This is a genomic window from Streptomyces sp. NBC_00846, from assembly GCF_045207325.1.
Classification (GTDB): Bacteria; Actinomycetota; Actinomycetes; order Streptomycetales; family Streptomycetaceae; genus Streptomyces.
In genome coordinates this window covers 4,116,187-4,127,881 of sequence record NZ_CP108846.1, presented here as the reverse complement: position 1 = coordinate 4,127,881, position 11,695 = coordinate 4,116,187, and the positions used below count along the sequence as shown (strand labels likewise).

General features: G+C 69.4%; 11 protein-coding genes. 5 read left to right on the top strand and 6 right to left on the bottom strand.

Annotation, left to right across the window (positions count from 1 at the left end; all coding sequences use genetic code 11):
- Positions 1–102 precede the first annotated feature (102 nt).
- The 3 genes from OG936_RS19075 to OG936_RS19065 all read left to right on the top strand — a co-directional run bounded on the left by OG936_RS19075 (position 103) and on the right by OG936_RS19065 (position 4,050).
- Positions 103–894: a class I SAM-dependent methyltransferase gene (locus OG936_RS19075; protein WP_406496159.1), complete on the top strand. Its 792-nt coding sequence runs from the start codon at positions 103–105 to the stop codon at positions 892–894.
- Positions 895–1,140: 246 nt separating this feature from the next.
- Positions 1,141–2,229 (top strand): NlpC/P60 family protein, encoded by a 1,089-nt coding sequence (locus OG936_RS19070; RefSeq protein ID WP_406496157.1) that lies wholly within the window; start codon positions 1,141–1,143, stop codon positions 2,227–2,229.
- 423 nt (positions 2,230–2,652) lie between these two features.
- The gene (locus OG936_RS19065) at positions 2,653–4,050 is read left to right on the top strand and encodes a PP2C family protein-serine/threonine phosphatase (protein ID WP_406496155.1); all 1,398 of its coding nucleotides are present in this window, start codon (positions 2,653–2,655) and stop codon (positions 4,048–4,050) included.
- Here the strand turns inward: OG936_RS19065 and OG936_RS19060 are convergent.
- From OG936_RS19060 to OG936_RS19050, 3 genes are all read right to left on the bottom strand, one after another.
- Complete coding sequence (locus tag OG936_RS19060; protein WP_406496154.1) at positions 4,032–4,364, bottom strand: DUF2516 family protein; 333 nt, start codon at positions 4,362–4,364, stop codon at positions 4,032–4,034. The two genes, OG936_RS19065 and OG936_RS19060, sit on opposite strands and share 19 nt — an antisense overlap.
- Before the next feature lie 123 nt (positions 4,365–4,487).
- Positions 4,488–5,192 (bottom strand): hypothetical protein, encoded by a 705-nt coding sequence (locus OG936_RS19055; RefSeq protein ID WP_406496152.1) that lies wholly within the window; start codon positions 5,190–5,192, stop codon positions 4,488–4,490.
- A gap of 51 nt (positions 5,193–5,243) precedes the next feature.
- A complete protein-coding gene (locus OG936_RS19050; RefSeq protein ID WP_406496151.1) occupies positions 5,244–5,714 on the bottom strand; it encodes a helix-turn-helix domain-containing protein in 471 nt (156 codons plus the stop codon).
- Between the two features lie 530 nt (positions 5,715–6,244).
- Between OG936_RS19050 and OG936_RS19045 the strand changes: the two genes are divergently transcribed.
- Positions 6,245–7,324: a protein phosphatase 2C domain-containing protein gene (locus OG936_RS19045; RefSeq protein WP_326630451.1), complete on the top strand. Its 1,080-nt coding sequence runs from the start codon at positions 6,245–6,247 to the stop codon at positions 7,322–7,324.
- 549 nt (positions 7,325–7,873) lie between these two features.
- On the opposite strand, the gene OG936_RS19040 is transcribed toward OG936_RS19045, so the two are convergent.
- On the bottom strand, positions 7,874–8,722 hold the full coding sequence (locus OG936_RS19040; protein ID WP_406496149.1) for a putative RNA methyltransferase: 849 nt from the start codon (positions 8,720–8,722) through the stop codon (positions 7,874–7,876).
- Positions 8,723–8,982: 260 nt separating this feature from the next.
- Positions 8,983–9,213, bottom strand: coding sequence for a hypothetical protein (locus OG936_RS19035; RefSeq protein ID WP_406496148.1), 231 nt, complete (start codon positions 9,211–9,213; stop codon positions 8,983–8,985).
- A 144-nt stretch (positions 9,214–9,357) separates the two neighbouring features.
- Between OG936_RS19035 and OG936_RS19030 the strand changes: the two genes are divergently transcribed.
- Positions 9,358–10,212, top strand: coding sequence for an alpha/beta hydrolase (locus tag OG936_RS19030; protein ID WP_406496147.1), 855 nt, complete (start codon positions 9,358–9,360; stop codon positions 10,210–10,212).
- A 346-nt stretch (positions 10,213–10,558) separates the two neighbouring features.
- Here OG936_RS19030 and OG936_RS19025 read toward each other — a convergent pair whose 3' ends face one another.
- Positions 10,559–11,437, bottom strand: a complete 879-nt coding sequence (locus OG936_RS19025; protein WP_406496146.1) for a GNAT family N-acetyltransferase — start codon at positions 11,435–11,437, stop codon at positions 10,559–10,561.
- Positions 11,438–11,695: the final 258 nt, after the last annotated feature.

Genomic DNA, 11,695 nt, shown 5'->3' with positions numbered 1-11,695 from the left:
TTTACCAAATCATTACGGTGCGGGAGCCGCGCGCCGGGGCCGGGAAGCGGGGCCGGGCCCCGCGCCACCTGCCGGCCCCGCGGAATCGTTACGCTCGCTGTCATGCGCCCCATCGGCACCGCGACCCGCGGGACCACCAACCCGAACCGGCTCCGCCGCATGGACCGCTGGATCGCCGCCACCCACGGCCCGGCCCTGCGCCGCGCCGACGCCCCCGTCGCCGTCGACCTCGGGTACGGTGCCGCGCCCTGGACCGCCGTCGAGCTGCTCCAGCGCCTGCGCACCGCCGAGCCGCGCACGACGGTGACCGGCATCGAGATCGACCCGGAGCGCGTCGCGGCGGCGAAACCGTACGCACGCGAGGGCCTCACCTTCCTGCACGGCGGCTTCGAGATCCCGCTCCCCACCCGCCCCGACCTCATCAGGGCGGCGAACGTGCTGCGCCAGTACGACGAGGACGAGGTCGCCGCGGTCTGGCAACGACTGTGCGGCCGCCTCGCGCCGGGCGGGCTGCTGGTGGAAGGGACGTGCGACGAGATCGGGCGCCGGCACGTCTGGGTGGCGCTCGGCCCGGAGGGCCCGCGCACGGTGACGTTCGCGACCCGGCTCGGCTCCCTGGAACGCCCTTCCGACCTCGCGGAACGCCTGCCCAAGGCGCTGATCCACCGCAATGTGCCGGGCGAACCGGTCCACGCCTTCCTGCGGGACTTCGACCGGGCCTGGGCCGCGGCCGCCCCGTACGCCTCGCTGGGTGCCCGGCAGCGCTGGATCACCGCGGTGCGGTCGCTGTCGGCCGACTGGCCGCTGGCGGACGGGGTGCGGCGCTGGCGCCAGGGCGAAGTCACAGTGAAATGGGACGCCGTCCGGCCCGGCCGACAGCCCAACACACGCTGAACAGGACCGGCGAACGCGCGTACGGGGAAGCGGGCGGGAACACGGGCGGGGCATCGTTCGTCCAGATGAAGGGAAGCGACAGCGATCACGGGGCCGCCAGGACGGCGGAAGCGCCCATGTGCCTCTGTTGCTTTTCGGTACGGCATGGCACGATCTCGTCATCGACCAAAGTTACTGACGGTAAATCAGATTCAGTTGATCTACCGGTTCCACAGGTTTCATCGGGTTTGTTCGGAGGGGGATCTCGTGAACCGACGTCACTGTGCCGCAGCCGCGATCACTCTGGCCTGCGCGCTGACCGTACTCACCGCGCCGGTCCAGGCATTCGCCGCGCCCGAGCCCCCGCCCCCCTCCGCCGCCGCGTCGCGGCCCCCTTCCGGGTCCGAGGCGGCGAAGCCGAAGAAGACCCTCGAAGAGGTGCGCAAGGAGATCGACGCCCTCTACCGCAAGGCCGGGGCGGCCACCGACGCGTACAACCTCGCCGAGGAGAAGGCCGAGAAGCAGTCCGGCGAGATCGTCAGGCTGGCCCGGGCCATAGTCACGGGCCAGGCGAAGATCGCCGAACTCAGGAGCCAGGCGGGCGCCCAGGCCCGCGAGCAGTACCGCTCCGGCGGACTGCCGCCCGGCGCCCAGCTGATGCTCAGCGACGACCCGCAGCTGTTCCTGGACGGCGTGACCCGGGTCAGGGAGGGTCAGCAGGCCGCGCAGGGCGTCCTCGGCGAACTGACCAGGACCCAGCAGGACTTGGAGACGTACACCCAGGACGCGAGCATCAACTGGGAGAAGCTCGAAGCGAGCCGCCTCAAACAGGCCGAGACCAAGAGGAAGATCAACGCGCAGATCGCCGCGGCGAAGAAGCTGGAATCCCAGCTGAAGAAGGAGGAGCGGGCCCGCCTGCTGAAGCTGGAGCAGGAGGCGGAGTACAAGCAGCAGACGGCCTGGCTCAGCTCCGGCGCCCTGAAGGACATCAACCGCGAGGCGAGCGCCGGCGGCAAGAAGGCGGTGGCCTTCGCGACCGCGCAGATCGGCAAGCCGTACGTCTGGGGGGCCGAGGGCCCCCGTTCGTACGACTGCTCGGGGCTGACGTCACAGGCCTGGGCGGCGGCGGGCCGGCCGATCCCGCGCACCTCGCAGGAGCAGTGGCGGCTGCTGCCGCACATCGCCGTCAAGGACATGCGCCCCGGCGACCTGATCATCTACCACGGCGACGCCAGCCACGTGGGCATGTACATCGGCGACGGGGCGATCGTCCACGCCCCCCGCCCCGGCCGCAACGTCACCCTGGCGGGCGCGGGCTCGATGCAGATCCTCGGAGTCGTACGCCCGGACAAGTAGGGAAACCGGCCGGATCCGCAGGCGCGGCCGGACGCGGGGCGCGGACCGGACGCCGGGACACGGACCGGACGCCGGGGCGCGGGCCGCGTCGGGCGCGGCCCGCGATCGAGGACGAAGCGGCCCCGACACCCTGGCGAAGCCTCTCCGCCCCTCGTGGGGGTGACCCGCCCTCTCGTGGGAGTGACCCGCGCCACCGGCCCCCACCACCTCGCGTGACCTTTGTCATGCCCTGATATCCGCCCCCATGCCCGCGCATCTCGCCGGATCCGTGACCTGACGCGGCTTATGGCGGTGCATATGACAGAGGCCGATCGCGGAACGCCATTCCGTTCCCCCGCCGCGGAACGCTATCGTCCCCGTCTGGCGGGTCGTCGATCGACGTTCCGCCGCGCCCTCGGGGGGAGGGAAGGAAACCCGAAACCGATGCCCGTACCCGTACCGCAGCAACAACAGCACACCGTTCCCGCTGCGGAGACCTCCCACGGCGCCCACCTCACCCTCCTGCTGATCGAGGACGACCCGGCAGGCACGTTCACCGTTCCGGAGCTCCCGGCCGTGGCCGGCACGCGGGTCCGCATCCGCACCGCCCGCAACCTGACCGAGGCGGGCCGGCTCCTCACCGACGACGTGGACTGCATCCTGCTGGACCTGGCCCTGCCCACCGGCAACGAGACGCGCTCGACCGCGCCCGAGGGCGCCGAGCGGGCCGACGGGCTCGCCACCCTCACGCACGTTCTGCGGATCGCCCCGCGACACGCCGTCCTCGCCCTCACAGCGGAGGACGACGCCGAACTGGGCGCCGAGGCGGTACGGGTCGGCGCCCAGGACTACCTCTTCCGCGGCGAACTCGACGGACTGCTCCTCAGCCGCGCCATCCGTTACGCCGTCGAACGCAAACGCGCCGACACCGCCCAGCACCAGCTCACCGAGTCCCGGCTCCGCGCCCAGGAGAACGCCCGTCTCGAACGCGGCCTGCTCCCCACCCCGCTGCTCGAAGGCTCCGATCTGCGCTTCGCGGCCCGCTACCGCCCCGGCCGCAGCCGCGCGCTGCTCGGCGGGGACTTCTACGACACGGTCCGTACGCCCGACGGCACCGTCCACGCGATGATCGGCGACGTCTGCGGGCACGGCCCCGACGAGGCGGCGCTCGGCGTGGAACTGCGCATAGCGTGGCGGGCGTTGACCCTGGCCGGGCTCTGCGGGGACGAACTGCTCTCCACGCTCCAGCAGGTCCTGGAGCACGAGCGGGAGAGCGAGGAGATCTTCGCGACGCTCTGCACCGTCGACATCGCGCCCGAGGGCAGGCGCGCCGGGCTCTGCCTGGCGGGCCACCCCGCCCCGCTGATCGCCCGGCGCGGACAGGCCGCGCGCCTTCTCCCGTACGAGGACGGCGGCCCGGCCCTCGGCCTGCTGCCGCGCGCCCGGTGGCCGCGCCGGCAGGTGGACCTCGGCGGCACCTGGAGCCTGATGATGTACACGGACGGACTGATCGAGGGGCGCGTGGGACCGGACGGTACTCAGCGGCTCGGCCAGGACGGCATGGTCGCGATGATCAACCGCCGGCTGGCGGAGGGGTTCGCCGGCGAGGCCCTCCTGGAGGCGGCGGTCACCGAGGCGCGGGAGCTGAACGGCGGCGAGCTGACCGACGACGTCGCGGTCCTGCTGCTCGACCGCGACCAGGAGCACAGCCGCCGGTGGGGCGCGAACGGCGAACGGGGCCGGAGCATCCCGCGCCCCCGCCCCGCACCGACACCACCCACGTCCTCCGCGAGCACCGCGGGCGCCACAACCGCCGCGAGCGGTCAACGCCCGCCGTTGTAGGGGCCGTACGGCCCGTCGCTGCTGGAGCCACCGCGCCGGCCACCGCCCGAGACCGCCTGCAGCGCGGGTCGCACGTCCACCAGGAAGACGATGGACGCGACGGCTCCGGCAAGCTGCAGGAACAGTATCGGCACGAAGAGATTCACGGCTACGGTGATGCCGAGGATGATCAGCCAGAAGGACTTCTTCTGCTTGTCCGCGGCCCGGTAGGCGTCCTCACGGGCCGTGGCGGCCATGATCAGTGCGACCACGGCCAGGACGAGCATGACCATGTAGAGCAGCCAGACGAGTGTGCTGAATCCTGTGAGCAACATGGTGTGCACCGCCTAATAAGTGGATGAGCGCCTCGCGGCCAAGGTACCGGGACAACGAGCCGGGCACCCCCGAAGGTGCCCATCCCGTGCCCCGGCACACCGTCCGGCCGGGGCGTCGAGGTCCTACTTCGTGGTCGGCGGAGTGGTCTTCTTCGCGGTGGGCTTGCGCGCGGGCTCCTTCTTGGCGGGCGCGGCCTGAGCCTTGCTCTCCGGCCGGACGGCCTTCGGGGCGGGCGCGGCCTTGGCCGGCCCCGGCTTGGCGGCAGGACCGGGCTTCGCGGCCGGACCGGGCTTCGCGGCCGGACCGGGCTTCGCGGCCGAACCGTGCTTGGCGGTCGGCTGCGACTTCGCGGTGCCCGTCGGCCGGGACTCCTTGCGCGGTTCGACGACGACAGCGATCTCGACGATCTCGTCGGCCGTCTCGCCACGCCAGTTCTTCACGGTCTGCTCACCGCGCTCGGCGACCTTCTCGTACGTCTCCCGGGCCCGCACCGCGTACTCCGCGGCCACGCCCAGACCCCGCAGCGCCAGGTCCTGGGCGTTCTCGCCCAGCTTCCGCAGGTCACTGTCGAACGACCCGATCACCTCGGTGACCTTGGCCTGCACGGTGGCCTGCGCCTCCTTGGCCTGCGAGGCGACCTTCTCCTGCACGGCCTTGGGGTCGGTGTTGCGTACCGCCTCGATACGCTCCGGCGCCTCCGCGCGCAGCTGCTCGATCAGAGCCGGGACCTTGCGCGCCTGCTCGACGGCGATGTCGGCCGTACCGGCGGCGAAGTAGAGGGGGGTCGGGTCGGTGAGGGTCTTGCGCAGGTCATCGGTGATGGCCATGACTGTGGTCCTCCCGGATCATCAGACTCAGTGTGAGGGTTTTGAAGACTTTCAAGGCTTGGAAGCCGCGTCGGCATCGCTGCCGCCGGCCTTGTGGGGGCCGTCGGCACCAGCACCCGCTCCGGACCCGCCGCCGGTCTCCGATCCGGCTCCGACGCCGGATTCCGGTCCGGACTCGAACCCGTTCTCCTTGCGGAAGGACTCGTAGATCTGCAGCAGAACGCTCTTCTGCCGCTCGTTTATGGACGGGTCGGCCAGAATCACCGCCCGCGTCTCCAGCTCCTCCCGCTCCCGCTCATCCAGAATCCCGGCCCGCACATAGAGGGTCTCGGCGGAGATCCGCAGCGCCTTGGCGACCTGCTGCAACACCTCGGCGCTCGGCTTGCGCAGCCCGCGCTCGATCTGGCTGAGGTAGGGATTGGACACCCCCGCGGCATCGGCGAGCTGCCGCAGCGACAGTTGCGCGTTGCGCCGCTGCTCGCGCAGGTATTCACCGAGATTGCCGACGTTGAGTGATGCCATACCTCGATAGTGCACCCGCCTTGCTAACTATTGCAAGCACCCGCTTGCAAAAGTGCGCCACGCCACCCGCACGGCCCTTTGGGAACGGACAATAGGTGTCTGTCCTGTCTCTGTGAGGTGTAGGCAGTCCCGCTTTTCTGTAGGCGTGTACGGCTCTGTCTCGGTCATGTGTAGGCACAGCGACGACCTCCACGTCGTCACACAGGCCATCGCCGAATTCCACCGCTGCTTCCCGGTGCAGGCGCCCCTCCGAGGCACCAGCCGCACATGGCTCAGCACGACCACCGAGGCCACAGCAAGACAGATCGAGGCCCTCCTGAACCCTCCGAGAGACACAACCCGCGTCCACGGCCAGATGAGACATCGAGGCCCATCGACAGATCGGCGTCCTCGACTGATCACTCAGCCCCCGAGCGAGTGGGAGACCATCTGACCGAGCCGAACAGGACCCCTGGTTGACCTTCACCTTGGGGGAGGCCACAGCATCGGTGAGGCCGGGCGACATGCTCGGCATGAGGAGGAGAGCGGGCATGGGGTTGCTGACTATCGGGACGTTCGCGAAGGCATCCCGGCTGTCACCGAAGGCGCTGCGTCTCTACGACGAGCTCGGTCTGCTAACTCCCGCTCGCGTCGACCCGGTGACCGGCTACCGTCTCTACGCCCCGGAACAGCTGGAGCAAGCCCGGCTGGTCGCCTGGCTCCGGCGCCTGGGGATGCCCCTGGCCCGCATCCAGCACGTCTGCACGCTGGAGGCAGGCCCGGCAGCCCGGGAGGTCCGCGCGTTCTGGGCCCAGGTCGAGGCCGACACCGCCGCGCGGCGAGACCTCGCTTCCTTCCTCATCGGCCATCTGTCCTGGAAGGACCCCGCTATGTCTCCGACCGCTAAGCCCCTGGGAATCCGTTACGCCGCTCTTTCCGACACGGGCCTTGTCCGTGAGAGCAACCAGGACACCGCCTACGCAGGGTCCCGCCTGCTCGCAGTCGCCGACGGCTTCGGCAGCGGAGGAGCCCCCGCAAGTGCCGCCGCCGTCGACGCGCTCAAGCGCCTCGAAACCGACAGCATCCCGGCAGGCGATCTCCTCAACCTCCTCGAGGACGCCATCGAACAGGCCAAACAGGCCGTCAACGGCGTCGCCGGACCCGCCTCATCGCCCGAAGAGGCCGGCACCACACTCACCGCGATGCTCTGGACCGGCTCACAGCTGGCCCTCGTCCACATCGGCGACTCCCGCGTCTACCTCCTGCGCGACGGAGAGCTGTTCCAGATCACCCACGATCACACCATGGTGCAGTCGATGGTCGACGAAGGACGCCTCACCCCGGAGGAAGCCGCCTCCCACCCCCAGCGGTCCCTGTTGCTACGAGCCCTGGGCCAAGGAGCCGATGGCACCCCCGACATGCGTCTGCACGACGCCCAGCGGGAAGACCGCTACCTGCTCTGCTCCGACGGCCTGTCGACCGTCGTGCCGACCGAAGAGATCCACCGGGTGCTCTCCGAGATCAGTGAACCCGAGCAGGCGGTCCGCGAACTCATCGCCCTCGCCAACGGCTCCGGCGGCCCCGACAACGTCAGCTGCGTGGTCGCCGACGTCATGGAGCTCCAGCAGTAGGAGGGAGCGGCATGCACTTCGAGTTACACCAGATCCGCTCTCAGAAACTCATCCGTGAAGCCGACGAGTACCGACTCGCCCAACAAGCCAGGAGAGCCAAGCCGGCTCCCCAAGTCATGGCAGCCAGCACCTCGCGACCGACTCCACGGCGCCTGCTGGCCTGGCTCCGCGGGTGAACAACCACGCTGCCTACAGTTGAGCGGGACACCAACCGCCAACCCGTCCCGCACAACCGTAGGCACCGCAGGTCAGAGCCTCACCCTGCCCACAGTTATCTGGGACAGGACAGTGTCCGTTCCCGGTATATCTGCGATTTCCCGCCGAGTCTGCAGTGTGAAGTGAACGGGTCCCGGACGACCTGCGCAGCGACCAGCCCACCAGAGCCACCTGCCCGCGAGGGCAGTGCCCACCGCTCCGGCTGTCGGGTGGCCTGGGAGATCACGACGGCCAGCGGACAGACGCCCCACCTTGCCCGAATTGCCGGGAAGGTGGGGCGTCAGGCGCACCCATTGGTTCGTCGGTGCAGCAGGCGTATCCGCCCGCTCGTGGTTACCGAGGCTGGTAGGAGGTGGCCAGCACGGAGACGGTCACCTGACTGGGTAGGGAGCCGTGGCCGCTCAGGTCCGCGTGGGTCAGGTGGCGTGCGCTCGGTGTCATCCCCACCAGGTCGATGGCTTCTTGCCTGGTCAGGGGCGTGGTGTATTCAACGTGCTGGGTACCGGCGGCCTGGAAGTAGGGGTCCAACGCCTGTTGCAGGCGCTGTTCCTTGTCCGGGTCGATCGTGACCATCGCTGGGATCTGGCCCCGTAGCTCGGCCAGGTGCCGCTCGATGGGGCGCACCACGATCAACCGGCCGGTCGGACGGAGCACTCGGTGGAACTCGGACGGGTTGCGCGGGGCGAACACGTCCAGCACGACGTCGACCCCCTGGTCAACCAAGGGGAAGGGGCGGAAGACGTCCCAGCTCGCCGCAGCAGCTCGCGGATGGGCTCGGGCTGCTGAGCGCAGGGCGCGTGCTGACGTGTCCAGCCCCAGGCCGCGGATGCCGGGCAGTTGATCGAGTACGCCGCCCAGGTAGTAGCCGGTGCCGCATCCGACGTCTACGACCGTGCCTTGACCAGGCAGGGCGTCGGCTGTCATACGAGTCAGGGTCTGGTGGATAGGGGCGTACCTGCCGGTGGACAGGAACCGGTTTCGGGCCTGAACCATGGCTGCGTCGTCACCGCTGGTGGCGCGGATGCCCGTCAGCAGGCTGACGTAGCCCTGACGGGCGATGTCGAAAGTGTGGCCCTCCGGGCAGCGCAGTGAGCCACGGTCGGGTCGGAGACGGGCGCGACACACCGGGCAGCGCAGCAAGTCGATAAACGGTTCGAGGGCAGGGGGAAGCAACGCAGGCACGAGGCACTCCAGGCGACGGTGAAGGGAAGGGACCGTGCCTGCACGCGCTCTCAAAAGCCGCCGTCTCAAGAAGAACGAGGCCCCGGCACCTCGCCGCCTCGGTGTGGACGGCACAAGGGAGATGGATCACGTAAACAGGCACGCCAACGAGGGCGACGCCCTACGGCATCGCCCTCAACGCCTCGTGATTACAGAGCCTGGATGTGCTGGGTCCACATGCCTACACCTTACGAGCCTTACCAAAAGCCCGTCACCTCGCCTCAGCAGTCAAGAGACGCGGCCCGGCCGTGGGGGATCGCGCCGGACTGCGTAATCACCCGGACGAGGGGTTTGGTCCCGTACGGCGATACGGCCCGGCAGTGATCAACATCTGTGCGGACGCCACTGGTCGGCTCTGGTCCTGCCTCGCTCACCGCCACTACCAGCTCACCCATCGCGCCGAGCTCCGCCACGGCCTTCTCCTTGTCACGCAGGCCATCGCCGAATTCCACCCCCGCTTCCCGATGCAGGCACCCCTTCAAGGCACCAGCCGCACATGGATCAGCACCACCACCATCGAGACCGCAGCGAGACATATCGAAGCCCTCCTGAACCCTGGATCTTGCTCCGGAGATCGTTCTGTTGGAGGCTGAGGCATGCAGAATCTGCCGACATTCGTTTTTGTTCATGGGGCCTTCGCGAATTCGTTCTCGTTCGCTCCGCTGCAGGCCGAGCTCGCCTTACTCGGGCACCGCTCGGTTGCGGTCGACCTTCCGGGGCACGGGTTCAAGGCGACATTCCCCGCGGCCTACCAGGCTCCTCAGGATCTGAACGCGCTCGCCACGGAACCGGGGAGCATCAAGGGAGTCACACTCGCCGACAATGCCGCCCACGTGATCGAAGTCCTCGAACGGGCGAAGCGGCACGGGCCCACCATCCTCGTCGGCCACAGCAGGGGTGGCATCACGATCACCGCGGTCGGCAACTCCCGGCCTGAGCTGATCGACCGGATCGCTTACGTCTCCGCCTGGTGTCCTGTCGACCTGGACGTCAATGACTACAACGCCGAGCCGGAGATGGCGGAAGTCGACCTGGGCGCCTTCGCTCCGGCGGTCGTCGGGAACCCGACCGAGCTCGGTCTGATCCGGACCAACTTCCGAACCGCTGACCCGGCGGCGCTCGCCGCGTTCAGGCAAGCCTTCTCCGCCGACCTCACCGACGATGAGTTCCGGACGTTCCTGAACACCTTCCAGCCCGATGAGAACCTGGATATCGGTACGTCTGCCGACCGGGCACAGGCCACGACCTGGGGCCGGATTCCCAAGACCTACGTGCGCCTGGCCAACGATGCCAGCATTCCGCTCGCCATGCAGGATCGAATGATCCGCGAAGCCGACGCGCTCACACCCGACAACCCCTTTGAGGTTCGGACACTCGAAGGGAGCCACCTGCGCTGGCTCGCCCGCCCGAAGCCCGCCGCCGAGCTGCTCGCAAACCTCGCAGCGCGCTGACACTCCGCCAGGCGCTCGGGGGTGCTGCCGCAGGTGCGCCGGGCCGAATCGCATGAGCAGGCTCAGGCCGGCGCACCGGCACACCCGGGCCCAGTGGGATCCCGCAGGCTCACCCCACCAGGAACGCCAGGGCCATCGGTGGACTTCGCGATGCACACCCCCAGAGGCGGCTGCCTACGGTTGAGCGGGACAGGAGGAGCCGGCTCGGCCCACTCAACCGTAAGCACCACAGGTCAGGACCCCACCATGCCCACAGTTATCCGGGACAGGACACTGTCGTCCTCGTGTCCCGTCTCGAGCGGCCCGCTCCCATCTCACCAAAGCCGATCCGATCCGGGCCCGCGTCTCAGCGAACCTGCTCTGCGTCCCGGTGTCGGTCCCGGACCTCGGGGCGTTGCTGGAAGCCGGCTGACTTGTAGGTGGCGACGGCGCCGACATTGGAACTCGGGGTGCAGACGATCGCGCTCGACGAGCCCAGCTCCTGGAGTGCGGCCGCCGCGGCGACGGTGATCGCCTCGCCGTAGCCGTGACGGCGATGTTCCCGGTGCACGCCCATCGGTTCGAGCAACCCGGGCCTATCCGGACCGGCCGACCACACCGTCACCGCCGCCACCGCGTTGCCCTGGTCGTCGTACGCGACCAGACACCGGGCATCGGCGTACGGCAATCCGCCCGCCATCGCGTGCCAGCGCTCTTCCGTGAACCTCGACCCGTCGAACGCTGCCCGATGTACGGCGGCATACACGTGCGCCCGCTCCGGCCCGACCACCTCGATCCGCACGCCTGGGTCATTCACCGGCTCCGTGAGGTCGCGGCACAGCGGTGTCCACGGCTCGTCGGCGTTCCAGCCGTCCTCGAACAGCAGATCTTGGACCAGTGCACCCATCGGCGCCTCGATGTCCGCCCTCCCCTCGGGCAGCACACCGCGCTCCGGCTCGGTCACGTCATCGACCAACCGCTGCGCCAGCGCCTCCTCCCGCTGAGCGTCCGGCGCGATCGTCAGCCGCAACAACCGGGGGCCGTCCAGCAGCCCGACGGCGAGAATCCGTCCGTCCCGGCTCCACATCCTGACCGCCGCAGCGGTCGCTTCGGCACTCAACCGCCAGAACCAGCCCAGGTCCCCCGGATGCAGTTGCATCGGCGCCCCGTCGTACTGCCACTCCCGCAGCACGCCCACAGCCTCGCTCAGCCCGTCGACTCCCGGCTTGCGCAACACAATCGCCATGCCCTCGATCACACACCACCGCACCGACAGTCCGCACCCGGTTTCCGACTGGCCGACGTGGTGCGGGTTCGGGGACTCGGGAGTCTCGGCCGATCCGAGGTACCGGACGCCCCCCGGTTCGGCGGTCGTCACGCCTGGTCACCGCCGAGTGGTGGCCGGTAAAAGACCTGCCGGCAGGAATACGCCCACGCGCGACGAGGGGCCGGGGCTACCGTCCTCAGCCATGGCCGAAGCCTTAGCGCCGCCCTGCCGCTATCC